General features: G+C 69.9%; 23 protein-coding genes. 14 read left to right on the top strand and 9 right to left on the bottom strand.

What is annotated here, in order from left to right:
* Nucleotides 1-12: 12 nt before the first annotated feature.
* Nucleotides 13-1137, top strand: a complete 1125-nt coding sequence (locus tag ACLJOO_RS13435; RefSeq protein ID WP_410787318.1) for a metallophosphoesterase family protein — start codon at nt 13-15, stop codon at nt 1135-1137.
* Nucleotides 1134-3893 (top strand): AAA family ATPase, encoded by a 2760-nt coding sequence (locus ACLJOO_RS13430; protein ID WP_410787316.1) that lies wholly within the window; start codon nt 1134-1136, stop codon nt 3891-3893. The genes ACLJOO_RS13435 and ACLJOO_RS13430 overlap by 4 nt, the downstream gene beginning before the upstream one ends.
* Here the strand turns inward: ACLJOO_RS13430 and fdhD are convergent.
* Both fdhD and ACLJOO_RS13420 read right to left on the bottom strand, forming a co-directional pair.
* A complete protein-coding gene (gene fdhD, locus ACLJOO_RS13425; protein WP_410787315.1) occupies nt 3877-4710 on the bottom strand; it encodes a formate dehydrogenase accessory sulfurtransferase FdhD in 834 nt (277 codons plus the stop codon). The two genes, ACLJOO_RS13430 and fdhD, sit on opposite strands and share 17 nt — an antisense overlap.
* Nucleotides 4707-5687, bottom strand: coding sequence for a phosphotransferase family protein (locus ACLJOO_RS13420; RefSeq protein WP_410787314.1), 981 nt, complete (start codon nt 5685-5687; stop codon nt 4707-4709). Before ACLJOO_RS13420 ends, fdhD begins: the two co-directional genes overlap by 4 nt.
* A gap of 22 nt (nt 5688-5709) precedes the next feature.
* Here ACLJOO_RS13420 and ACLJOO_RS13415 point away from each other — a divergent pair, with 22 nt between their 5' ends.
* Complete coding sequence (locus tag ACLJOO_RS13415; protein ID WP_410787313.1) at nt 5710-6327, top strand: trimeric intracellular cation channel family protein; 618 nt, start codon at nt 5710-5712, stop codon at nt 6325-6327.
* Here ACLJOO_RS13415 and ACLJOO_RS13410 read toward each other — a convergent pair.
* The gene (locus tag ACLJOO_RS13410) at nt 6310-7020 is read right to left on the bottom strand and encodes a MerR family transcriptional regulator (RefSeq protein WP_410787312.1); all 711 of its coding nucleotides are present in this window, start codon (nt 7018-7020) and stop codon (nt 6310-6312) included. The genes ACLJOO_RS13415 and ACLJOO_RS13410 overlap by 18 nt on opposite strands.
* Before the next feature lie 40 nt (nt 7021-7060).
* Nucleotides 7061-8260, bottom strand: coding sequence for an MFS transporter (locus tag ACLJOO_RS13405; RefSeq protein WP_410787310.1), 1200 nt, complete (start codon nt 8258-8260; stop codon nt 7061-7063).
* Nucleotides 8261-8308: 48 nt separating this feature from the next.
* Between ACLJOO_RS13405 and ACLJOO_RS13400 the strand changes: the two genes are divergently transcribed.
* The 3 genes from ACLJOO_RS13400 to ACLJOO_RS13390 all read left to right on the top strand — a co-directional run bounded on the left by ACLJOO_RS13400 (nt 8309) and on the right by ACLJOO_RS13390 (nt 10765).
* Complete coding sequence (locus ACLJOO_RS13400) at nt 8309-9379, top strand: ferrochelatase (protein ID WP_410787309.1); 1071 nt, start codon at nt 8309-8311, stop codon at nt 9377-9379.
* A complete protein-coding gene (locus ACLJOO_RS13395) occupies nt 9376-10170 on the top strand; it encodes an inositol monophosphatase family protein (protein ID WP_410787307.1) in 795 nt (264 codons plus the stop codon). The genes ACLJOO_RS13400 and ACLJOO_RS13395 overlap by 4 nt, the downstream gene beginning before the upstream one ends.
* A 295-nt stretch (nt 10171-10465) precedes the next feature.
* Nucleotides 10466-10765, top strand: coding sequence for a DUF4193 domain-containing protein (locus ACLJOO_RS13390; protein WP_130379292.1), 300 nt, complete (start codon nt 10466-10468; stop codon nt 10763-10765).
* A gap of 79 nt (nt 10766-10844) precedes the next feature.
* On the opposite strand, the gene ACLJOO_RS13385 is transcribed toward ACLJOO_RS13390, so the two are convergent.
* Nucleotides 10845-11165 (bottom strand): DUF4235 domain-containing protein, encoded by a 321-nt coding sequence (locus ACLJOO_RS13385; RefSeq protein ID WP_410787306.1) that lies wholly within the window; start codon nt 11163-11165, stop codon nt 10845-10847.
* A gap of 28 nt (nt 11166-11193) precedes the next feature.
* A complete protein-coding gene (locus ACLJOO_RS13380) occupies nt 11194-11661 on the bottom strand; it encodes a DUF3093 domain-containing protein (RefSeq protein ID WP_410787305.1) in 468 nt (155 codons plus the stop codon).
* A 52-nt stretch (nt 11662-11713) separates the two neighbouring features.
* Between ACLJOO_RS13380 and dut the strand changes: the two genes are divergently transcribed.
* The 5 genes from dut (at nt 11714) to ACLJOO_RS13355 (ending at nt 16360) form a co-directional block, all read left to right on the top strand.
* A complete protein-coding gene (dut, locus tag ACLJOO_RS13375) occupies nt 11714-12166 on the top strand; it encodes a dUTP diphosphatase (protein ID WP_410787304.1) in 453 nt (150 codons plus the stop codon).
* Nucleotides 12167-12253: 87 nt separating this feature from the next.
* On the top strand, nt 12254-12901 hold the full coding sequence (locus ACLJOO_RS13370) for a DUF3710 domain-containing protein (RefSeq protein WP_410787302.1): 648 nt from the start codon (nt 12254-12256) through the stop codon (nt 12899-12901).
* 19 nt (nt 12902-12920) lie between these two features.
* The gene (locus tag ACLJOO_RS13365; RefSeq protein WP_130379287.1) at nt 12921-13310 is read left to right on the top strand and encodes an OB-fold nucleic acid binding domain-containing protein; all 390 of its coding nucleotides are present in this window, start codon (nt 12921-12923) and stop codon (nt 13308-13310) included.
* Nucleotides 13303-14019: a DUF3159 domain-containing protein gene (locus ACLJOO_RS13360; RefSeq protein ID WP_410787301.1), complete on the top strand. Its 717-nt coding sequence runs from the start codon at nt 13303-13305 to the stop codon at nt 14017-14019. Before ACLJOO_RS13365 ends, ACLJOO_RS13360 begins: the two co-directional genes overlap by 8 nt.
* Before the next feature lie 550 nt (nt 14020-14569).
* Nucleotides 14570-16360, top strand: coding sequence for a hypothetical protein (locus tag ACLJOO_RS13355; protein WP_410787300.1), 1791 nt, complete (start codon nt 14570-14572; stop codon nt 16358-16360).
* Between the two features lie 291 nt (nt 16361-16651).
* Here the strand turns inward: ACLJOO_RS13355 and ACLJOO_RS13350 are convergent, their stop codons facing one another.
* Genes ACLJOO_RS13350 through ACLJOO_RS13340 form a run of 3 tightly spaced genes read right to left on the bottom strand, consistent with a single transcriptional unit; the run spans nt 16652 to nt 18432 of the window.
* The gene (locus ACLJOO_RS13350) at nt 16652-17047 is read right to left on the bottom strand and encodes a VOC family protein (protein ID WP_410787299.1); all 396 of its coding nucleotides are present in this window, start codon (nt 17045-17047) and stop codon (nt 16652-16654) included.
* 26 nt (nt 17048-17073) lie between these two features.
* Nucleotides 17074-17760, bottom strand: a complete 687-nt coding sequence (locus ACLJOO_RS13345; RefSeq protein ID WP_410787297.1) for a potassium channel family protein — start codon at nt 17758-17760, stop codon at nt 17074-17076.
* A 9-nt stretch (nt 17761-17769) separates the two neighbouring features.
* Nucleotides 17770-18432 (bottom strand): potassium channel family protein, encoded by a 663-nt coding sequence (locus ACLJOO_RS13340; RefSeq protein WP_410787295.1) that lies wholly within the window; start codon nt 18430-18432, stop codon nt 17770-17772.
* A 94-nt stretch (nt 18433-18526) separates the two neighbouring features.
* Between ACLJOO_RS13340 and ACLJOO_RS13335 the strand changes: the two genes are divergently transcribed.
* The 3 genes from ACLJOO_RS13335 to ACLJOO_RS13325 are packed head-to-tail and all read left to right on the top strand — an operon-like array spanning nt 18527 to nt 24369.
* The gene (locus tag ACLJOO_RS13335) at nt 18527-20557 is read left to right on the top strand and encodes an APC family permease (RefSeq protein WP_410787294.1); all 2031 of its coding nucleotides are present in this window, start codon (nt 18527-18529) and stop codon (nt 20555-20557) included.
* Nucleotides 20554-21753, top strand: coding sequence for a class I SAM-dependent RNA methyltransferase (locus ACLJOO_RS13330; protein ID WP_410787292.1), 1200 nt, complete (start codon nt 20554-20556; stop codon nt 21751-21753). The genes ACLJOO_RS13335 and ACLJOO_RS13330 overlap by 4 nt, the downstream gene beginning before the upstream one ends.
* Nucleotides 21754-21789: 36 nt before the next feature.
* Complete coding sequence (locus ACLJOO_RS13325; protein WP_410787291.1) at nt 21790-24369, top strand: hypothetical protein; 2580 nt, start codon at nt 21790-21792, stop codon at nt 24367-24369.
* The last annotated feature ends 4 nt before the right edge of the window (nt 24370-24373 follow it).

Here is a 24373-nt window from a genome sequence, read left to right as displayed (position 1 = left end):
GTTCTCTTCGCTATGGACGAGTCGATCACGTTTCTGCACAGCTCGGACTGGCAGCTGGGCATGATGCGCCGGTTCCTGGGGCCGGACGGTCAGGCCCGGTGGGGTCAGGCGCGGCTGGATGCTGTCGCGCGGATCGGCGAGGTCGCGGAGCGGACCGGGGCGGCGTTCGTGGTCGTCACCGGCGACGTGTTCGAGCACAACCAGGTCGAGCGGCAGACCATCCTGCGCGCGTGCGAGGCGCTCAAGCGGATCCCGGTCCCGGTCGTGCTGCTCCCGGGCAACCACGACGCACTGGAGCCGGGGTCGTTGTGGACGTCGAGCCAGTGGCTGGCGCACGCGCCGGACCACGTGACGGTGCTGACCGAAACGACGCCTTTCCAGATCGTGCCGGGGGTCGAGCTCGTCGGCGCACCGTGGCGTTCGCGGCGCCCGCTCTCGGATCCGGCCGCGCCCGGGTACGCCGACCTTTCAGCAGACCCGAAGACGACGCGGATCCTGCTCGCCCACGGCCAGTTGACGAGTCTGTCCGGCGGCATGTCCGACGTACCGACGATCGACCAGGCGGCGCTCGAGGCCGCGGTCGCGGACGGCCGGCTGCAGTACGTCGGCCTCGGCGACCGGCACTCGACGACGCGGGTCACCGACCGGATCTGGTTCTCCGGGACGCAGGAGGTCACGTCGCCCGAGGAAGACAACCCCGGCAACGTCCTGAAGGTGACCATCGGCGACGGCATCCAGGTCGAGCCGATCAGGGTCGGCGCCTGGCACATGGTCGACCACCGCGTCGAGCTGTTCGACGAGGAGTCGATCACGGCGCTCGAGGACTGGTTCGCCGACCTGCCGGACAAGGAGCGGACGTACGTGCGGCTGGCCGGTGACGGGTCGTTGTCGCTGCCGCTGCTGGCCCGGCTGGACACGATCATCGACGCGCAGGGCGAGGTCTTCGCCGCTGTCGAGCGCTGGGTGAAGTTCTGGACCGTGCGCCCGGCGCCGGACGCGGCGGACCTGGAGTCGCTGCAGCTGAGCGGTCCGGCGCGGGCCGCGATGGAGGAGCTGCGGCAGGCCCTGGCCGGCGGCGACGAGGGCGCGGGTGCGGCGTTGTCGTTGATGCACCGATTGGCGCGGGACGCGGGATGAGATTGCACAGCCTGGCGCTACGGGACTTCCGTGGCGTCAAGGACCGCATTGTCCGGTTCCGCGCGCTCGGCACCACAGTCGTGGTCGGCGACAACGAGGTCGGGAAGTCCAGCCTGGTCGAGGCGTTCCGGCTGATCTTCGACCTGCCCGACGACTCGAAGTCGACGCGGATCCGCGACATCCAGCCGGTCGGCCAGGACGTCGGCCCGGAGGTGACGGTCGAGCTCAGCCTGGCCGGCCGCGAGCTGACGTACGCGAAGCGCTGGCTGAAGAACCGTTCCACCGAGCTGACCGTCGTCGAGCCCGGCGGCCGGCGGCAGTCCTGGACCGGGCGCGAGGCGCACAACGAGGCCGAGCGGCTGTTCCACGCGAACGTCGACCCGGTGCTGTGGCAGACTTTGATGGTCAGCCAGGGCCAGTCGTTGGTGCTGCCAACACCGGCCGACGCGGAGCCGCTGATCACCGCGGTGACCGCAGAGTCGGGTACGCCGGTCGACGGTGCGTCGATGCCGCTGGTGACGGCCGTCGAGCACGAGTTCCTGCGGTACTGGACGCCGCGCGGCAAGCCGACCGGCGACTTCGCGCGCTCCGCGAAGTCCGTCGACGCCGCCGAGTTGGCGTTCAAGCAGGCGTTGCAGGCGATGGAGGAGGTCCAGTCCGACATCCGCCGCGCCGAGCGGCTGAACCTCGATCTGGCCGACGTCTCGACCCGCCTGACCGATCACCTCACCGGCGTCGAGGCGTTGCGCGAGCGCAAGCAGGCGACCGACGAGATCCTGCTCCGCCGGGACTCGATCCGATCCCGCGCTGAGACCGCACGCGCTCGGCTCGAGAACCACACCCGCACGCGCCTCGAGCGTGAGCGACTTCTCGACGAGGTCGAGCGCTTCACCAAGACCGAGGCTGAGCTCACGGGCCGTCGGGCTGATGCCGACCTGGTGGCGAAGAAGGCAGCCGAGACCGTCCAGGCGGCGGAGGCCGCGCTCGCGGAGGTCGTGGAGCTCAAGGACCTGCGGCGTACCGACGTACAGACCGCGGAACGTCGCGTCTCCGACCTGATGGATCGCGCCGAGCTGGACCGGCTGGTCGGGCAGCAGACCGAGCTGGTCGACGTCCGGGCGCGGATCGCGGCGGCCGGGACGATCCTCGACGGGATCAAGGTCGACGACGCGTTGGTGGCCGCGTTGGAGGATGCCCGCGCGGCGGTGGTCGAGGCCCGCGCGGCGCTCGCGGCCGGCGTACCGGAGGTGTCGGTACGGCGACTTGGCGCGGAGCCCGTGGAACTGTCCGGGACCGGCCTGGAAGGCAATGTGCCGTCGGAGCTGGGCTTCGACGAGTCGACCGAGGTGCTCGTATCCGGTGAGCTCGTGGTCGGCGTGCCAGGGCAGGTCGAGGTGACCGTCCGCGCTGGTGGTGAGGCGGCGACGCTGCGGTCGCGCGTGGACGATGCCGTACGGCGGGAGAAGGACCTGCTGAAGAAGGCAGGCGTCAAGGATGTCGCGGCGGCGCGGGAGCTGCTGCGGAAGGCGGACACTGCGAGCGCCGAGCTGAACGAGGCGCGGCGGACTGAGAAGTCGCTGACGGCCGGAGGCGATCCGGGAGAGCGGATCGCCGTACTGACGGCGCGCCTCAGGGTCGGTGAGACGGCCGAGGACAGCGGTGGCAAGCAGCCTGCGGTCGAGGGTGTCCCGGGACAGATGTCGCTGTTCGCGGAGTTCACCGAGTTCGAGTCGTCGCACGACACGTTGTTCGACGACTTCGACGAGCCGGGGCCGAAGCCCGGGGATCTCTCGGGCGCGCAGCGGGTGCTCGAAGAGGCTCGGAGCGGGCTGGCCGACGTCGAGCGGTTGCTGACGGATGCGGAGTTCGCGGCGGCGCAAGCGCGCAAGGCGGCGGACGAGGACCGGTCCGAAGCGCAGAACGCACGGGCCCGGTCGGAGTTGGCAGGGGAGCGGCTGGCTGCGGCGGTCGAGGCGTTGGAGTCCGCGCGGTCGGTGCTCGACGACGAGGCCGTGGCGGTGGCCGAGACCGAGGCGACGGCTGAGGTCGAGGCGGTCCTCGAGGAGCTGACAGCCGTACAGGAGCAGGCGGACGAGGCAGGCGCGGACCAGGTCGCGGGCGAGCTGACGCACGCGTTGGCCGTGGCGACGCGGCTGCAGGGCGAGCGCGACAACCTGCGTGACGCATTGCGTACGACGGAGGGCCGCCTGGAGCAGTCCGGCCGGGACGGACTCGCGACGCGGCGGGATGTGGCCGAGCTGGAGTTGGCCGCCGTACGCACGGAACACGACAGCCTCCTGCGGCGGGCCGAGGCGGCGCGACGCGTGCACGAGACGCTGAGCCGGCATCGGGCCGAGGCGCAGACGAAGTACTCCGAGCCATTGCAGAGCCGGATCGAGGCGCTCGGCCGCAGCGTGTACGGGCCGTCGTTCCGGGTCTGGCTGGACGACGACCTCGCGGTCGCGGAGCGTGAACTGGACGGCGTCCGGTTGCCGGTCGAGGCGTTGTCGACGGGTGCTCAGGAGCAGCTGGCGATCATCACGCGGCTGGCGATCAGCCACCTCGTCAGCACCGGCGAGGGCAGCGTGCCGGTGATCTTCGACGACGCCCTCGGCTGGTCCGACAAGGCCCGCCTCCGCGACATGGGCGCCCTCCTCGGCCGCGCCGGCGACCACGGCCAGGTCATCATCCTCACCTGCATGCCAGACCGCTACGAGTACGTCCCGAAAGCGACCTTCATCAAACTGGACGGATGATCCGCTCCGGCGCGGAGTAGACGACGCAGCGGTCGCCGCGGGCGAAGCCGGCGAGGGTGATGTTGAACTGGCGGGCGAGGTCTACGGCGAGGCTTGACGGGGCGCCGACTGCGACGATCATGCCGAGGCCGGCGGCGACTGCCTTCTGGACGATCTCGTAGCCGGCGCGGCCGCTGACGGCGAGGATCAGGCCCTTGCGGCTGTGCTGGTTGAGGACGGTCCAGCCGACGACCTTGTCGACCGCGTTGTGCCGGCCGATGTCCTCCTTCACCACGACCTTCCGGCCGTCGGCAGTGAACAGGCCTGCGGCGTGCAGACCGCCGGTGCGGCTGAACATCGGCTGTGCATCGCGGAGCAGATCGGGCAGGCGGCGTACGACGTCGACCGGGGCCTCGACCGGGTCCACCGGGTCGTACTCGCGGTCGGCGAGTTCGTCGAGGCTCTGCTGGCCGCAGACACCGCAGGCGGCCGACGTCACGCCGTACCGCTGGGGCGGTTCTCGGTCCGGGGGACCGTCGAAGCTGATGGTGACCGTGTTGAACTGCTGCTCGCGGGTCAGTGTGGCATCGGTGCAGTAGGCAACGGTCCGGATCGCGTCCGGGCGGACCGCGAAGCCCTCGCCGAGGCAGAACCCGGCGGCGAGCTCGAAGTCGGAGCCGGGGGTGCGCATCGTGACGACCAGCGGCTCGGGCGGGCGGCCCGGCCATTCGAGCCGCAGTTCCAGCGGCTCCTCGGTGCTGACGACATCCTCGCGCCGCGACGTCCGGTCGCCGTCGAGCACCTCGACCTTGAACCTGCTGGTGGGAGCCTTCGTCATACCTCCACGGTAGGCCAGTTGCGTCGTACGGCGAGCCAGTCGAGGAATGTCCAGGCGTGGAGCCGTTGGTGCTCGCGGAGGGCCGGCGTGCAGCCGGGTGGGGGTGGGGCCTCGGTGTGCTTCATCATGTACGCCGCGATCACGGCGATGAGACAGTCGAGGTGATCCTTCGGTACGTCGGCTGTGAGCGGGCTGCGCGCGATGGCGGCGAACGTGTCGATGCCGTGGTGCTGGGCGATCGGCAGCAGACCGACCCAGTCGACCCAGCGCGGGCCGAGCGTCAGCCAGTTCCAGTCGATCATCCAGCAGGTGCCGTCGTTGTCGATCAGCATGTTGTCCGGGCGCAGGTCGGAATGCGCGGCGGAGTCGCCGGCTAGTGCTTCGGGGGCCAGCGTGACGAGCTCCGCGAGCTCCGGCAGCACGCGCGGCAGCCAGTCCTGCAGGCCGGTAGGCATCTCCCGCTCACCCGCCAGGATCTGCGCCGGCCCCTCGACGTCGTCCGCGACCAGATCCGCGAACTTGCTCAGCCCCTCCAACGGACTCGGCCGCAACACCCCAGCCATCTCCTCACAGGCGGCAGTAACCACCCCAAAGTCCTCGACGGTCCAAGGAGCCCCGGGCATCCGCCCCTCAACCCATTCAGACACAACCGCAAACCAGCCGTCGACCTGGGCGGTGGTGATTATCGCCGGTGCATGGATGGAGCTCGGGAGTTGCGGCACCACCTCGGCTTCTCGCTGGTACGCCTTGTACGCATGCAGGCCTTCCTGTGCTGCCTTGATGAAGACGCGGCGGCCGTCCGCCAGTTGGGCACGGGCGGCGAAGCCTCCGGTGAAGCCGGTGCTGACCGGGGTCGAGACCGAGGTGAGCTGAGTGCCGAGGGCAACGGCGAGGGCTTCGTGCAGGGCCGGTGGGAGCGACTCCCAGCCGGGTCGCGACGAGGTGGCGAAGTAGTCGACGTCCGGGGCGCGGCTCATGTCCGAACGATAGCGTCTGGCTGTGAGTGGATCCGTGGTGCTGCAGGTGCTCGATCTGGTCGGGATCTTCGTGTTCGGGATCACCGGCGCCCTGGTCGGCGTACGCAAGAAGCTGGACGTGTTCGGGATCCAGGTGCTGGCGCTGGTCACCGGGCTCGGCGGTGGATTCATCAGAGACGTGCTGATCGGCCAGACCCCGCCGGCCGCGCTCCGGGACTGGCGCTACCTGGTGGTCCCGATCGCGGCCGGTCTGCTGACGTTCTTCCTGCATCCGGGGATCGGCCGCGTCGAGCGGCTGGTGAACATCTTCGACGCGGCCGGCCTCGCGCTGTTCTGCGTGACCGGTGCCCTGAAGGCGATCGAGTTCGGGCTGTCGCCGATCTCGGCCGCGCTCCTCGGCACGCTCTCGGGGATCGGCGGGGGAGTACTGCGGGACGTGCTCAGTGGCCGCGTCCCGGTCGTCCTCCGCTCCGAGATCTACGCCACCCCGGCGCTACTCGGGGCCGGCATCGTGGTGGTCGCATCGGCGTTGGAGTACCACGCCCTCTGGGTCCCGATCACCGCCGCGGTGGTGTGCTTCGCGATCCGGCTGCTCGCGATCCGCCGCGGCTGGAACGCCCCGCTACCCCGCAATCCGTGACGGCGGCGCCCATCCGTTGACCACGGCAACCAATTCCAGGTAGCGGTGCCAGTGCGGTCCGGCCTCGGTACGCCGAAGCTCGATCAGGCGGCTGCGGTACGCCGGGTCCGCCCAGGGCGGGTCGTCTCCGGCCAGAGCGCGGTAGCCGACCGCAAGACGACGTACCGAATCCCGGAAGTCGGGCGCGGACACCAGCGCGGTCAGCTCCAGCCAGGCCTCGACCTGCTGCGGGTCGGCGTCGTCGGGCAGCACCGGCGTCAGGTTCTGGCGGACCGCGGGGTCGGCGTCGCCGAGAGTCGTACTCAGGAAGTCGGCGATCAAAGCGCGGCGGTCTTGCTCGGATTGCTCGGTCATCAGGTACACGTCCTCCAGTGAGGGATGGTTGGCGAGGACCGTCAGCAGGGCGTGCTGCCGGCGTAGCGTGCGGATCTGGATCGCCAGCGCGTCGGCGTGGGTCGCCGCCACCTCCGCGAGGGAACGTTCGTCCCGCAGTACGGCGTGGATCGTCGGCAGATCGAGGTCCAGGGCACGCAACGTCCGGATCAGCCGCAGCCGTACGACGGCATTGTCGTCGTACCGTCGATGGCCGGCAGCAGTACGCCGTACCGTCAGCAGCCCGAGGTCGGAGTAGTGCCGCACGGCCTTCACCGACACCCCGGCAAGCCGCGCCACCGCACCGATCGAGTGGTCCATACCCGCCACCCTCACACCTCCCGTAACAGGAGATACAAGCCTAATTGTGCGCGAACCGTTCCTTCGGGCGGGCGAAGGTGATGGAGGCCGCGGCGACGAGCGCGCAGGCGATGCCGACGCCGAACGGGACCCAGTAGGCGTCCGACGGGCCCCAGACGTCGACCGCGTGGCCGGCGGCCGCGTTGCCCGGTGCGACGCCGAGCAGGATGCCCGTCACGGTCCAGGTGATCGCCTCGGTGAGCCGCTCCGGCGGCACCCACTCCTCGACACAGGCGGTGACCGCGACCATCGTCGGGGCGATCGTCATACCGCAGCAGAACAGCACCGCGCCGAGTAGCGGAACGCTGTTGACCCAGGGGAGCGGTGCCAGCGTGATCGCGAGCGCGATCGTGCCGAGCAGCAGCCGGCGCTCGACAGGGGCCCGCCAGTGCACCGAGCCGTACCAGAGCCCGGCCAGCAGGCTGCCGAACGCCCAGACGGCCAGTACGACGCCGGCCAGCCCTGCCTGTCCCTTCTCGGTGGTGAACGCCACGGTGATCACCTCGGCGCCGCCGAGCGTCGCACCGAGGCCCAGGCCGATCAGGCTGAGCAGCAGGATCGAAAGCCAGGGGAGCGGTGCCTGCTCGGCACCATCCGACTTGCCACGTCCAGGCGGGTCGGACGCGCGCAGCAGCGCCAGCCAGATGCCACCGGCCAGTCCCAGTACGCCGGCCGCGGACAGAGCGACGTACGGACTCACCTGGGTCGCCAGCGCGGTGACGAGCACCGGGCCGATGATGAAGACCACCTCGTCGCCGACTGCCTCCAGCGCGAACGCCGTCTGCAGGGCTCGTCCGCGGCCCAGCAGGTGCGTCCAGCGCGCCCGGACGAACGAACCGACCTGAGGACGGGTGCCACCGGCAATGAATGACAGCAGGTACAGGACCCACGTGGGCGCGTCAGCACGCACAGCGACGAGCAGTGCGGCCAGACCGACTGTGCAGGCCACCGAGCCGATCAGGATCAGCCCCCGCTGGCCGAACCGGTCGACCAGCCGGCCCTGGATCGGACCGGTGAGCGCACCGGCGATCACGGCCACGCCGGAGACCGCGCCGGCGAGACCGTACGAACCGCTCTCCTGGGCGATCAGGATGACGATGCCGAGCCCGATCATCGAGATCGGCATCCGCCCGAGAATCCCGGCAGCGAAGAACGATGCCGCTCCGCGGCGGCGCATGAGATGGAAGTAAGGCTTGAGCATGAGAGACCGGGAGCAGCTTAGGTCATGCCCGTCTGAGAAGCTTGGAATATGTCGCCTGCTGCACCCCCGTACGACGCTGTCCTACTGCTCTCCTTCGGTGGCCCCGAGAAGCCGGACGACGTGCTGCCCTTCCTGCAGAACGTGACCCGCGGCCGCGGGATCCCGGACGAGCGGTTGAAGGAGGTCGGCGAGCACTACTACTCGTTCGGCGGCAAGAGCCCGATCAACGACCAGAACCGGGCGCTGCTGAAGGCGCTCCGGGCGTCGTTCGACGAGATCGGGCTGGACCTGCCGATCTACTGGGGCAACCGCAACTGGGCGCCGTACCTGACCGACACGATGCGCGAGATGGCCGCCGACGGGGTACGCCGGGCCGTGGTGATCGTCACGTCCGCGTACCCGTCGTACTCCGGCTGCCGGCAGTACCGCGAGAACCTCGAGGACGCCGCCCGCGAGATCCCGGACGCGCCGCGGATCGACAAGCTCCGGCACTACGCGAACCACCCCGGCTTCGTCGGGTCGTTCGTGGAGTCGACCGCCGACGCGCTGAGCAAGCTCCCGGACGGCGCCGCGATCGCCTACGTGACGCACTCGATCCCGACCGCGATGAACGCGACCAGCGGCCCGGACGGCAACGGGTACGTCGACTGGCACCTGGACGTCGCCGCTTCGATCACCGCGGAGCTCGAGCGCCGCACCGGGCAGACCCGGCGTACCGACCTGGTCTACTGCTCGCGGTCCGGGCCGCCGCAGGTGCCGTGGCTCGAGCCGGACGTCAACGACCACCTGGAGGTGCTGGCCGCCGACGGGGTGCCCGGTGTGGCCGTCGTACCGATCGGGTTCGTGAGCGACCACATGGAGGTCATCTACGACCTCGACACCGAGGCCGCGAAGACGGCCGCGAAGCTCGGACTGCCGATGGCGCGCGCCGCGACGCCGGGCACGGACGAGAAGTTCGTCACCATGCTCCGCGACCTGGTGGTCGAGCGGGCCGCGGCCGAGCGCGGGGAGCAGCCCGCCCGGCCGTGCGTCGGCACACTCGGCCCGGCCTGGGACGACTGCCGTCACGACTGCTGCCCACCGCTGCGCCGACCTACCCAAGCTAAGGAAGCCGTATGACCTCCCCCGAAGAGTTGCTCAAGCTTGCGGTCGACGTCGCGGAGGAGGCGGCGCAGCTGATCGTCGAGCGCCGCCGCGGCACGATCACCGTCGCCGACACCAAGAGCACCGTCACCGACGTGGTCACGGCCGTCGACCGTGAGTCCGAGGAGCTGATCCGGGCCCGGGTCCTGCGCGCCCGGCCGGACGACTCGTTCCTCGGCGAGGAGGGCGACGACGTGGTCGGCACCAGCGGCGTGCGCTGGGTCGTGGACCCGATCGACGGCACGGTCAACTACCTCTACGACATCCCGACGTACGCCGTCTCGATCGCGGTGGAGTACGGCGGGGAGACGGTCGCCGGTGTGGTGGTGGACGCGCCCAAGGGCGAGGTGTTCACCGCAACCCTGGGCGGCGGGGCGTTCGCGGACGGCAAGCCGATCCAGGTGTCGGGTGAGACCGAGCTGGGCAAGGCGCTGGTCGGGACCGGGTTCGGGTACGACCCGGCGCGCCGTCAGGTGCAGGCCGAGGTGATCCAGCACCTGATCGCCAAGGTCCGCGACATCCGCCGGATCGGGGTCGGCGCGATCGACCTGTGCTACGTCGCCTGCGGCCGGCTGGACGCGGTGTACGAACGCGGGCTGAACCCGTGGGACTACGGTGCCGGCGCTCTGATCGCGGCCGAGGCCGGAGCCCGGGTCGGCGGGCTCGACGGTGCTCCGGTGTCGCCGGAGATGTCGATCGCGGCCACTCCGGCGCTGTTCGAGCCGTTCCACGCCTTGCTGGCCGCGGCGAACCCGTTGCGCGCGTAGCTGCTGGTGAGTGCTCGTTTCTGCGCAGTACTGCGCACTAACGAGCATTCTGCTGTTCGGTCCTGACATTTGTGGCGACACGCGGGTCACACCATGGACCCAGTCGTGCATTGCGGGCCTTTATAGGGCACAATCCCGTCCTCGGGAACGGTGTTTGCCGATCCCGGCCTGGCTGTCAAGGGTTTCGGGGGACGAAAGTTCAGCGCGGTGCTCCGGCGCGGAATTTCTCGGCCGCTTTACCCGTTCAAGGGCTCAGCAGGCAACACCACGGGTACGAAGAGGGCAGGGAAACACCATGGCGACTGATTACGACGCCCCGCGCAAGACGGACGAAGACGCTTCCGAAGAGTCGATCGAGGAGCTCAAGACTCGCCGTCACGACAAGAACTCCGGCAAGGTCGACGAGGACGAGGCCGAGGCCGCGGAGAGCTTCGAGCTGCCCGGCGCGGACCTGAGTCACGAGGAGCTGGCGGTCCGGGTCCTCCCGCGTCAGGCCGACGAGTTCACCTGTTCGAGCTGCTTCCTGGTTCACCACCGCAGCCAGCTCGCCGAAACGAAGAACGGGCAGCTGATCTGCCGCGACTGCGCAGCCTGACCTGCCGCCCTACTTCGTCGTTAACGCACAGCGGGACCGATCCACTTCGGTGGGCCGGTCCCGCTGAGTTGTCTTCCGACTACTTCTCGTCGTGCTTGTCGATGCTCTTCAGCAAGCTGCCGTCGGCGGCGTCCGCCTCGTAGCCGGGCGGTGCGTAGCCGGTGGACTTGAGCCAGTACGCGGCCGCGCGACGCTCCGCGAAGAGCCTGGCGGCGGCTGCGGCGCCGGCGCTGACAGCGGCCCAGACGGCGACCTCGGCGTACCCGCCCTGGCCGTTCTTCGGCGGTTTCCCGCCCGATCCCAGCTTCCAGGCCGTGCTGACCGCCTTGCTCGCGGCCAGGCCCACCACGATCGTGAAGGCGGCCTGTACCAGCTTCCAGCCGATCTTCGCTCCGACCACAACACCCTCCTCGTACGACTGCTGACAGTCAGGATCTTCCCACGCTGTGCCCGCTCAGGGCGGCAGCCAACCGGTCCGGGTGGCGCGTGGCGATCACCCAGTACGGCGCGGGGTCGGCCGGATCGGTGATCTGCACCCGCACGGCCCCGTTGATGTAGCTCCGCAGTACCAGGAACGCCTTCGGGTCGCAGTCGCGTCCGAACGCGTGCCGGGCGTCGTCGCCGGTCAGGGCCTCGACCGTGCCCAGATACGTCCGGTCGATCTCCGCCCGCCCGGCGTGCAGCCGCGTGTCGTCGACCTCCACGCGAGCGCCGCCGTACCGGAGGAACAGCGCCAGCAGCAGGACCGCGGCGAGCCCGCCGACCACGGCACCGGCCGTCGTCCCGACCGGTACGGCGACGATGCCGAACAGCGTGACCACCAGGGCGGCGGCGACGATCCACCACGACACCGGCACCCGCAGACTCTCCCGATACCCACTTTGTTCCAGGCCCACAGGACCAGCCTGGCATGTGGTCCGTCCGGGCCGCTCGATAGGGTCGCTTCTCGTGACCGAGGTACTCATCCAGCGACTCGACCCCGACCTGCCGCTCCCGTCGTACGCGCATCCCGGCGATGCCGGCGCGGACCTCGTGGCGGCCGCCGACCTGACCCTGAAACCGGGCGAGCGCGGCCTGGTCGGGACGGGGATCGCGATCGCTCTGCAGAACGGGTACGCCGCGTTCGTGCACCCGCGCTCCGGGCTGGCCGCGAAGCACGGCGTCTCGATCGTGAACGCCCCCGGGACCGTCGACGCCGGGTACCGCGGCGAGATCAAGGTCTGCCTGATCAACCTCGACCCGTACGCCGAGGTGACCGTGCGGCGCGGCGACCGAATCGCACAGCTGGTCATCCAGCAGGTCGAGAAGGCACGGTTCGTCGAAGTGACCTCGCTGCCCGGTTCCGCACGCGGTGGCCAGGGGCACGGGTCGACCGGCGGTTTCGGCGATGTGACACGCTGACCAGGTGCACCCGTTGACCTGCCGGATGCGCGAGACTACGGCGCTGTATCAGCGCCGGCACCACGATCAAGGAAGTAGGCAACAGCTGTGATCTTCCGCCGTAAGGGCAAGAACGACGAGCCCGAGACGGGCGAGTCCCTCGACGAGACCGGTACGGCGGACGTCCGCGCCGAGGGCCCGTTCGACTCGACCGAGGTCGACGCCGCCGACCTGGAGGCGGAGGACCGCATCGATCTGGGCGCGCTGGTCGTCACCGGCATGCCCGGCATGGAGCTGGGCTTGCAGGTGGACGAGCAGAGCGGTGTGGTGCAGGCGGTGCTGCTGATGCTCGACGACTCCGCCCTGGAGCTGCGTGCGTTCGCGGCCCCGAAGACCAGTGGCATCTGGGACGAGGTCCGCCAGGAGATCGCCGGCGAGGCCGCCCGGATGGGTGGTACGGCGACCGAGTCCGAGGGACCGTTCGGCACCGAGCTCGTGCTGGTCGTCCCGGTCGAGGACCCCGAGGGACAGGTCTTCAGCCAGACATCCCGCGTCATCGGTGTGGACGGCCCGCGCTGGCTGCTCCGCGGTACTGTCCTCGGCCGCGCCGCCGTCGAGTCGGACGCCGCCGAGCCGATGGAAGCGACCCTACGCAACGTCGTCGTGGTCCGCGGTAACGAGCCGATGGCGGTGCGTGAGTCCCTGCCGCTGCAGATGCCGCCGGGCGCCCAGCCGAATGAGCCCGAAGAAGCCTGAGCGGACTACACTCGACGCCATGGGCAGCAACAAACCCGCGGGGCTGTGGAAGCGTGCCTTCCGTGGCCTGGCCGGGGACCGCGACGAAGAAGATGCGGAAGTCCTCAAGGACTTCGCGCAGGACTGCGGCGCGCGGTCCATCACCGGCTGCCACGACCGGGAGCTCGTTACGCTCTACGGCACGCTGCGCACGATTACGTTCAGCCCGCGCGGCGGCGTACCGGCACTGGAGGGTGAGTTGTACGACGGCACCGGCACGGTGAAGCTGATCTGGCTCGGCCGCCGCAAGATCGGTGGCATCCACGCCGGCTCAGAAATGATCGCCTCGGGGCGGATCGGCGTCGTCGACGGCGACCGGGTGATGTTCAACCCGCGCTACGAACTCCGCCCCCAGGCAGCCCATGGCTGAGCCGCACGCGGAGCCGACGGTAGAGCCGACTGTGGACGAGCCACAGAAGCCTGCCAAGACGACCGACAAGGACTTCTTCCACGCGCTCGGCGGGTGGGGTGCGCTGCTCGACATCGGGCTGCCCTGGATCGCGTTCCTGGTCGCGTACGCCGTCACCGACCACAAACTGCAGCTCTCGCTGATCATCGCGGTCGGTATCGCCGCGGTGCTCGCCGCGGTGCGTCTCGTCCGCCGGCAGCCGTTGCGCAACGTGTTCGGCGGCTTCATCGGCGTACTGATCTCGGCCTGGGTCGCGAATCGCACCGGCAACGCCAAGGACTTCTATGTCCCCGGCCTGCTCACCAACCTCGGCTACGGCCTGCTGTACCTGATCACCGTCCTGATCCGCTGGCCCCTGTTCGGCTTCCTGTACGGCGTGATCACGCAGACCGGCACCGCCTGGCGCCGCGATCCTGTGCTGCTGAAGGGCTTCTCCCGCGCGACGCTGGTGTTCGTGGGCCTGTTCGCGGTCCGGCTGATCGTCCAGGTCCCGCTCTACTTCACCGGCAGCCTGAACGCCCTCGGCATCGCCAAGATCGGCCTCGGTTTGCCGTTCTATGCGCTGGCGATCTGGCTCGCATACGCCGTACTCCGCGGCTCAATGCCCCCCGAAAAGTGGGACGAAGCCCGAGACAGCATCACCCACCTCCTCCGCGGCAACAAGAAGTAGCAAACCGAGTAACTCGGACACCGCTCCGCGGCGGCTGGCTTGTCGGCCACCTCCGGCGGCGCGCACCAGTGGACCGCTGGGACCGCAGCGGGCGGAGCAACTGCCCGCACCCAGGAGCGGCGCCGTCGCGGCGACAAGAGGCTGCGCTGATCGGACACCGCTTTGCGGCGGCTGCCTGGTCGGCCGTCCCCGCGGCATGCGGCTGTGGAGCGCCCGGACTGCAGCAGGCGGAATAACTGTCCCGCACCCCGGAGCTGGCGGCAGCTGCTTGCTGGGTGCCTTCGGATCGATCTGGCGCACCATTCGGATCGTCCGCAGGTCCTGGGCAAGCAGGTGCCTCCCACCACAGCTGGAGCCGCCGAGCTGAGGCGGCCGGGTTGGTCTGGATCGAACCGGCCGGCAACTCCTCCAGATGCTGTGGACTCAGTTACTCCGACCCTGCCGCAGAGACGACCGCCGTCGTTCAGCTGCCCAATATTCCCTTGTTGGTAAGGGTTTCTGGTCCAGACTCGATTTGAACGAGACTCGTTCGTGATCTAGAATAGAACACATGTTCGAAGGAGATCTGGAGGAGCTTGACACCGCGGACCTGCTGGCCGCGGCGTCGGGGTTCGGCCGGGTCCAGGACCGGGCCGGGGTGCGGGTGCTGGAGGCGGCGCTGGCGTATGCCGATCGGCATGCGGTGGTGTTGGGTGAGCCGCGGCCGGGCTACGAACAGATCCATGTGTACGGCGGTGACGGTTGTCCCGGCGTGGCGGAGTTTGCGCCGATCGAGTTCGGTGCGGTGATGCGCATGTCGAGCGGCGCGGCCGCGGCGCTGATCGGGGAGGCGCTGGCGTTGCGGCATCGGCTGCCGAGGATCTGGGCCGCGGTCTTGGACGGGAACGCGGTCGCGTGGCGGGCCCGCAAGATCGCCCACGCCTGCCTGTCGTTGTCGCTGGAGGCGGCCGCGATCGTCGACCGGCGGGTGGTCGGGATCGTCGACACCGTGACGCCCGGTGCCTTGGCCAAGATCGTCAAGGCTGCGTTGTGGGAGGCCGACCCCGAGGCGGCGAAGGCTCAGGCGGAGGCGGCGGCGCGGACGCGGGGTGTGTTCGTGGCCCCGTCGGATGACCAGGGCACGAAGCGGATTTGGGTCCGGGCCGCGGCCGGGGACGTGATCCGGTTCGACGCCACGATCGATGACCTGGCCCGCGCGTTGAAGATCCTGGGTGACCCCGACGACCTGGACCAGCGGCGCGCGAAGGCGATCGGCTGGATCTCCGACCCCGCAGCAGCTCATCAGCTCTTGGAGGTTGCCCGTTACCTGGCCCGCACGCAGCCAGCCGCTGCCAGCGCCCAGCCGACCCACGCCCAGTCGAGTCACAGCGCCCCAGGCGATGCCACCGACCGCAGCCCGGCTGTGCCGAACGGTGGCGAACCCGATCAGGACCCGGCCCGCGAGGCCGCCGAGCGCGCACACGATGACGCCGCCCCTGCGCCGCAATGGGCCGCCCCGGACGACTGGGCTGTCCAGACCGAGCAGGACGAGCAGACCGAGCAGGACGAGCAGGACGAGCAGGACGAGCAGGACGAGCAGGACGAGCAGGACGAGCAGGACAGTGCGGCAGCCGACATCGCCACCCTGTCCGAGGCCGACTGCGAGGCTGACTGCGGGGCCGGCGGTACGGATGAGGGTGGAGCTCAGGACGTGGATGACCATCAGGCCGGCGGTGGGGATGATGAGGACGGGTTTACGCGGCTGGCGTTGGCGGGCACGTTGCCGGCTCGGCTTGCGGCGATCAAGCAGGAGGCCCACCGGAACGGGCTCGGGGCTGGGAGCGGGCGGCGGAACCGGCACACGCTGTACGTGCACCTGACCGATCGGACGCTTGCTACCGGCAACGGTGTGGTGCGGGTCGAGGAACTCGGGCCGCTGCTCGCGGGCCAGTTGGGCGAGCTGCTCGGGCACGACCAGATCAGTGTGAAGCCTGTGATCGATCTTCAGGATCAGGTCAGCGTGCACAGTTACGAGATCCCGGATCGGATCCGCGAGCGGGTGAGGCTTCAGCATCCGGTGGACATGTTCCCGTACAGCGGGGCCGAGGCCACCGTGCGGATGGATCAAGACCACATCACGCCGTACGACCGCACCGGTCCACCCAGACCGACCGGGCAAACGACCACCGACAACCTCATACCGCTGGGCAGACTCCACCACCGCGCCAAAACCTTCGGCGGCTGGCGAAGCCGACGCCTGCCCACCGGAGCAGTCGACTGGACCAGCCCCCACGGATTCCGCTTCGTCGTCGACCACGTCGGGACCCACCCAGTGCCCAACACGGCCAAGGCCGCGCAGTAGGTGCCCAACACGGCCAAGGCCGCGCAGTAGGTGCTCGGCATGGCCGAGGCGGCGGTGCAGTAGGTCGGCAGTGGGTGCTCTTGGCGGTAGATGGGATACGCCGGAGGTGGTCTCTGCGGCAGGCGGTCTCGGCAGTAGGTGCTCGGCAGTGGTGCTCGGCGGTAGGTGGTCTCAGCGCGGCGGGGCAGATGCGGTCGTTGGCGGGGGTCGCGGTGGGTGGCTGGTCCGCGTTGTGAGCGGGCGGCATTGGCAAGCCGGCTCCCGATCCGGAGCCGGAGCTGTGAGTCGGGGTTACGAGTGGGGCTGGACGAATTTGAGTTGGTGGGCGTTGGGGTCGCGTACCCAGGCGTAGCGCAGTCGGCCGTCCGGGGAGTTGGTTGGTGCTACGACGGGGGTGGCGCCTGCTACGAGGGCGAGGGTGTACATGGCGTCCACGTCGTCGCACCAGAACACGATCTCTGTGGCGGGGCGGTCGGTCGGCTCGACGCCTAGGTCGACGAGTTCGTTGGCGACGTGCGCCGAGGTCAACCCGATGCGAACGCCGGCCGCCTCGACCTCCACATGCGCGACGGGCCCAGTGGCGGGTGCCCGAAACGCCTCTGTCAGGCCGAGGCGGTTGTAGAACGCGAGGCACCTGTCCACGTCGTCGCAGAACAGGTTGACCTGGAACTGCCGGATCTGCACCATCCCGCAACCCTAGGACGCGCTCCCAGCTACTGCCCGGGAGACTCCGACTTGCGGTGGTGGGGCGAGAGCATGTCTTCGAGTTGTTCCTCGGTTTCGTCGGCGGCGACGAAGAGGAGCTCGTCGTTGAGTTCGAGCGTGCCCTCCGGGTCCGGGCGCAGGACGCGGCCTTCGCGGAGGATGACGACCAGGGCGGTGTCCAGCGGCCAGTCGACGTCGCCGACCCGCTGACCGATCATCGGGGAGTCCTCGGGCAGTGTCAGCTCGACCAGGTTCGCGTCGCCCTGGCGGAAGGTGAACAGCCGGACCAGGTCGCCGACCGACACCGCCTCCTCGACCAGCGCGGACATGATCCGCGGGGTGGACACCGACACGTCCACGCCCCAGGCCTCGTTGAACATCCACTCGTTGCGCGGGTGGTTGACCCGGGCAACGGTCCGGGGTACGCCGAACTCGGTCTTGGCGAGCAGCGAGACGACCAGGTTGACCTTGTCATCGCCGGTACTGGCGATCGCGACCTGGCACCGCTGCAGCGCGGCCTCCTCGAGCGAGGACAGCTCGCAGGCGTCGGCCAGCAGCCACTCGGCGCGCGGCACTGACTCGGCCTTGATGGCCCGGGGGTCCTTGTCGATCAGCAGGACCTCGTGGCCGTTCTCCAGCAGTTCGCCGGCGATCGAACGCCCTACGTTGCCGGCTCCCGCGATGGCTACCCGCATCACAGCTCCTCAGGCCTCTTCAGGTTTGGTGCCGAGCTGGGCCTCGACCGCTGCGACGTCCCGCTCCAGCATCACCACGTGGACCAGGTCACCCTCCTGGATAACCGTATCGGCCCGGGGCAGCACACCTTCGCCGAGCCGGGTCAGGAACGCGACTCGGGCGCCGGTCGCCTTCTCGATGTCGAACGCGGGCCGGCCGATCCAGTCCGCGTGGACATGCACCTCGGCCAGGCGGACGGTGGCGGACGGGTCGCGCCACTCCGGCTCGGAGCCCTCGGGTAGCAGCCGGCGCATCATCTGGTCGACGGTCCAGCGGACGGTGCCGACCGTGGGGATGCCGAGCCGCTGGTACACCTCGGCGCGGCCCGGGTCGTAGATCCGGGCCACCACGTTGTTGATCCCGAACGTCTCGCGGGCCACCCGGGCGGCCAGGATGTTCGAGTTGTCGCCGTTCGACACCGCGGCGAACGCCTCGGCATCCTCGATCCCGGCCTCGGTCAGCACCTCACGGTCGAAGCCCATCCCGACGATGGTCCGCCCGGTGAACGCGGGGCTCAGCCGGCGGAACGCGTCGGCCGACTGGTCGATGATCGCGACCGTGTGGCCGCGTTTCTCCAGACCGCGGGCGAGCATCGACCCGACGCGGCCGCAGCCCATGATGACGACGTGCACTCGCTGATCACTCCCTGCCCCGTGGCGGGCGGCTGGCTCGGTTCGGCAGGGATAGACGCTACACCGGAACTGGGGGCCCTCTAACATCACCGGTGTGACTCCCGCTCTAGGCGATATCGGCAAACGGCTGCTGCTCGGACGCAAACTGCGCAGCACTCAGCTGGGTGAGACCCTGCTGCCGAAGCGCATCGCCCTCCCGGTGTTCGCGAGCGACGCGCTGTCGTCGGTCGCTTACGCCCCCGACGAAATCTTCCTGACCCTGTCGATCGCCGGACTCGCGGCGCTGACGATCTCCTGGAAGATCTCGCTCGCGGTCGCGGTGGTGCTGGTCGTCGTCGTGCTGTCGTACCGGCAGAACGTGCACGCCTACCCGTCCGGCGGCGGCGATTACGAGGTCGCCAACGTCAACCTCGGCCCGACCGCGGGCCTGACGGTGGCGAGCGCGCTGATGGTCGACTACGTCCTCACCGTGGCGGTGTCGATCTCGTCGGCCGCGCAGTACGCCGCCTCGGCGATCCCGGCGCTGGAAGGGCATCAGGTCACCGCGGCGGTGATCGCGGTGCTCTTCCTGACCACGATGAACCTGCGGGGCGTGCGCGAGTCGGGGGCCGCGTTCGCGATCCCGACGTACATTTTCATGTTCACGATCCTCGGGATGGCGGCCTGGGGCTTCGGCCGGTTGCTGTTCGGGCACCTGCCGGACGCGTCGAGCTCCGGCCTCGACATCGCGGCCGAGGACCAGTTCGCGCACGGCGCGAGCGGGATCGCGATGGCGTTCCTGATCCTGCGAGCGTTCTCGTCCGGGTGTGCCGCGCTGACCGGTGTCGAGGCGATCAGCAACGGCGTACCGGCGTTCAAGAAGCCGAAGAGCCGGAACGCCGCGACCACGCTGGCGCTGCTCGGCAGCATCTCGATCGCGATGGTGGTCAGCGTCGTGACGCTGGCGAACGTCATGAAGGTCCGCTTTGCCGAGGACCCCGGGACCCAGCTGCTCCGCGACGGGGTGCCGGTCGGCGACGGATACCACCAGGACCCGGTGATCGGCCAGCTCGCCAAGGGCATCTTCGACCACTTCTCGCCCGGCTTCTACCTGGTCGCCGCCGCGACCGGCGTGATCCTGGTGCTGGCCGCGAACACCGCGTTCAACGGGTTCCCGGTGCTCGGCTCGATCCTGGCCCGCGACGGGTACCTGCCGCGGCAGCTGCACACCCGCGGCGACCGGCTGGCGTTCAGCAACGGCATCGTCATCCTGGCCGGCTTCGCGATCGTGCTGATCGTCTCGTTCAACGCCGAGGTGACCCGGCTGATCCAGCTCTACATCGTCGGCGTGTTCGTCTCGTTCACGATCAGCCAGATCGGCATGGTCCGGCACTGGACCCGGCTGCTGCGCGACGAGCGGGACCCGGGCAAGCGGGCCCGGATGGTCCGGTCCCGGGTGATCAACGCGATCGGCCTGACGCTGACGGGCACCGTGCTGGTGATCGTGCTGATCACCAAGTTCCTGCTCGGCGCGTACATCGCGATCATCGCGATGGCCGTGCTGTTCCTGCTGATGAAGGGCATCCACCGGCATTACGAGACAGTCCGCCGGCAGATGGCGGCCGAGGGCGACGAGCCGCTGATGCTGCCGTCCCGGGTGCACTCGATCGTGCTGGTCTCCAAGCTGCACAAGCCGACGCTGCGAGCGCTGGCCTTCGCGAAGGCGGCCCGGCCCTACCAGCTCGAGGCGGTCACCGTCGACGTCGACCGGGACGAGTCGGACGCCCTGCAGGCCGAGTGGGACGCCAAGGGCATCCCGATCCCGTTGAAGCGGCTCGCCTCGCCGTACCGGGAAATCACCCGGCCGATCCTGCAGTACGTGCGGGACATCCGGCGGCAGTCGCCGCGGGACGTGGTGATGGTCTACATCCCCGAGTACGTCGTCGGGCACTGGTGGGAGCACATCCTGCACAACCAGAGTGCCCTGCGGCTCAAGGGGCGCCTCTTGTTTACACCTGGTGTCATGGTTACGTCGGTTCCTTACCAGCTGCTCTCGTCGCAGGGGGCCGAGGAACGGCAGGACCGGGTGGAACGGGTGGCCGGCCAGGTACGGCGCGGTGCCCGCAAGGCGTCAGGAGATCGGTGACAGACGAGAACAGTCTGGTTGGGGCGGTAGTCGAGCTGGAGGTAGGTCCAGTCGCGCACGGGGGACACTGTGTCGCCCGGCACGAGGGACAGGTGGTGTTCGTCCGGCACGCGCTGCCGGGGGAGCTGGTGCACGCCCGGATCACGGAACAGACAGCGAAGTACCTGCGGGCCGACGCGGTCCAGGTGCTCACGCCGTCCCCGCAACGGATCGAGCCGCCGTGCCCGTATGCCGGTCCGGGGCTCTGCGGCGGGTGTGACTTCCAGCACGCCAACATCGTCGAGCAGCGGCGGCTGAAGGCGACGGTCGTGTCGGACACGCTCCGGCGGATCGGCGGGATCGAGCGGACCATCGTGATGGAGTCGCCCGGTGACGACGGGCTGGGCTGGCGGACGCGGATGCGGTACGCCGTCGTGGACGAGCGGCCCGGTATGTACGCGCACCGCTCCCACGACCTGATCCCGATCGACCAGTGCCTGCTCGCGCACCCGGGGACGCCGGACGTGCTGAGCTCACGGTGGCCGGGCGTGTCGTCGGTACAGGCGGTGGTGTCCTCCGAGGGCAAGAGCGCCGTCCTGACCGACCAGGACCCGGGGGAGCGGCTGGTCGAGGTGGTGCGTGACCGGCGGTTCCTGGTGGAGGCCGGTGGGTTCTGGCAGGTCCACCCGGCGGCGCCGGAGACGCTGGTGAACGCCGTACTGAGTGGGCTGGAGCCTGCTGCTGGTGAGACCGCGCTCGACCTGTACTCGGGGGTCGGACTGTTCGCGGCGTTCCTGGCCGAGGCCGGTTGCCCCGTGCTGGCGATCGAGGGCGACAAGGACGCGGTCCGGAACGCCCGGCGGAACCTGCACGACCTGGACGGCGTGACACTGGAGAACGGCGACGTCGACCGGGTCCTGAACGCGGCGGCCGGCCAGGGCCTGGAGCACGTGGACCTCGTCGTCCTGGACCCGCCACGGACCGGGGCCGGGAAGGACGTCGTACGGCGGATCGCGGCGCTCGGACCGCGGCGGGTGGCGTACGTCGCCTGCGACCCGGCGGCGCTGGCCCGGGACCTGAAGACGTTCGGACGTCTCGGGTACGGGATCGCGTCCCTGCGCGCCTTCGACCTCTTCGGAATGACCCACCACATCGAATGCGTGGCCATCCTCGAGCCTGTGGACAGTGAAGTGGCCAGTCCCGGAGGCCTCGGGTAGCGTCTGGGCCTGGATCCAAATGCGCTTGGAGACCTGATGCCGCTCGTTGACCTGGACGACCCGGAGGAGTTGCGCGCCCGCTGGAGCGCACTCGCCGCGGTCGCGCACGCCACGGGCTTCGACCGGCGCTGGTACGCCGACGCCGACGGGTACCACCACCAGGACGAGAGCGCGTCCGTGCTGCGGATGGCGCGCCTGGAGGACGGGCGGGCGGTGCTGTGGGGCTTCCACACGCAGCACAGTCAGACCGCCGGCGAGGACCTGCTCGCCGGGTCGCCGGAGTGGATCGGGCAGCCGGAGGTGCGGCAGCGCCAGACGGCGGGCGAGCTGGGGTTCGTGTACGGCGCGTTCAACGGGAGCTGGGCGCGCGCGTCGTACCCAGGGGACCCGTGGCAGCCGGTCGACGACGGATTCACGCCGATCGGGGAGTGGATCACCTCGGACGAGGCGGCCGCCGGCGAGATGGTCGAGTGGGTCGCGGAATGGTGCGACTACCTCGGCGGCCTGGACGAACTCCGTCCGTACGGCGTGGAGCTGATCCGGGCCGCGGCCGGGCCCGGGATCTCGGGTTCGGCGCTCGCGGCGTTCTTCGGGCAGTTCGGGATCGACCCGCGGTCACCGGTGCAACCGGACCTGCCTGCCGGCGTCAGCGCGGCGGAGGACTTCACCCGAAACGTTGCAGAACCGGCAAGTTTCGCCACAGACCCTGACACGGCCGAGGTCTCGGTCGTTGAAGATCCCGTGATCGGAGACAACCCGCCAGGAGACGACGAGGAGTCGTACGTCGTCCCACCCGGCATCAGCCCCTTCACCGGCCAGCCGATCGCCGACCCACCGCCGTACGCGCCGGCCGGGCCTGCGCCTGGCACGTACATCCCGGAGAACGTCTCCGGGCCTGGCCTCCCGACGTCTCATGCGTACGAACGGACGCTGCCGTCGTCCGAGCCGCCGCGCGTTGGTGGTGGGGTGTACGAAGGTGACGACTTCTACAACAGCCTCTTTGCCGACGCCCCCGCGAGCGCGGCCCCCGCGGCGGATCAGGACTGGGAGACCGCTGAGCAGTCGTCCTGGTCCGACCAGGAAGCCACCAGCGCGTACAACCCCTTCCCTGAGCCCGCGCCGGACCCGGCGTGGACCGGCCCCGCCTGGATCAACGGCGAGTGGGTAGAAGACCCCGCCAGTTCGGCTCCAGCGAACCCGGTGGCGGACGTCGAGGACGACGACGCACCTACTGCCGAGATCGAAGCAGTACTGGATTCGGCTCCGGTCGACGAGGAAGAGGAACCGGCGTCCTTCACCGGCCCGTCCCCGTTCGCCCCCGCTCCCGAACCGGCGCCCCAGGTAGCCGAGTTCGCGGACGCAGACGACGACCAGACTGCCGAAATCCCCGCGGTAACCGACGACCTGCAGTCGGCTGAGGAGGGCGTGCAGGAGTACGAGGTTCAAGCTCAAGTAGAGCCTCACCCTCAACCAGAGCCCTGGCCGCAACCCAAACCCCAGCCGGAACCGTGGCCGCAGCCAGAGCCCCACCCAGCACCTTGGCCCGAGCCCACCCCACCCGCCCCCGAGCCGACCCCACACCCCGCCCCCGACCCACACCCCACCCCGGCACCCGATCCGTTCCCCGGCCCGACGCCCGACCCTGCGCCCTTCCCGGACCCCGAGCCCCTTCCGGAGCCGCTGCCCGAGCCCGAGCCCGAGCCGTTCCCGCAGCCCGAGCCGTTCCCGCAGCCTGAGCCGGAGCCGTTCCCGCAGCCCGAGCCGGAACCGATGCCGGAGCCCGAGCCGCAGGCCTTCCCGGAGCCCGAGCCGCAGCAGCCGGAACCGACGCCCGAGCCCGCGCCCGCACCCGAGCAGGCTCCCGCACCGGAGCCGGAGCCCTGGTCCGCGCCGCACGTCGAGCCCGACCAGGTCCCGAGCCCCGAGCCTCAGCCGGGAACCGCTCCCGGGGAGCACGCGGCGGCGCTCGCGGGTGGTTGGGAGATGGTCCCGGGCGCCGGTGGAGCGAGCGACCCGGACGACGACATGCCGACGGGTTTCGTGCCCGTGGTGGACGAGCCGGTGAACGGGGCGGCTCTTGGCGGGATGCTCGTGGCTGGGTTGGGCCTGGTGGGAGGTGGCGGGCCTCGGCTCGTGCCGGAGGCTGGGTCGCTCGAGGAGGCGATGCGGGCCGAGATCGAGCGGCCTCGACCGAAGCCGGAGGAGTCGGCTGCGGTGCGGGCGTTGCACGACTGGTGCCGGGCGCGGACGGCGATTGTGCCGTCGGGGTTCACGATCCAGGTGCAGGTGCTCGACCCGGGTGCGCCGTCGTACCGGTTCGACTTGGAGCCGCCGGACGTGGACGACCCGGATTTCGCCGCCGACAAGCTCAGTGGTCTGCTCGGCGACCTCTGGCTGACCGAAGCGCAAGGTGAGCAAGGCGGCTGGCTGTTCGCGCGGATCGACGCGGCCGGACGGACGCTGCGGATCGACCGGTGGTACGACCAGGTGCCTGACTGGTGGGACAACCCGGTCGAGGAACGCTTCGACCCGAACGAGCTGGTCCGCCGGCTGTACAACCGCGGTGCCGAATGGCAGCCGTCGTACCTGGAGAAGCTGTACACCAACGCGAGATAGCGTT

This window comes from Kribbella sp. C-35 (assembly GCF_046549195.1).
In the GTDB taxonomy this organism is placed as follows: Bacteria; Actinomycetota; Actinomycetes; order Propionibacteriales; family Kribbellaceae; genus Kribbella.
Note: the sequence above shows the minus strand (reverse complement) of the source record. Positions and strands in the feature narration are given on the sequence as shown.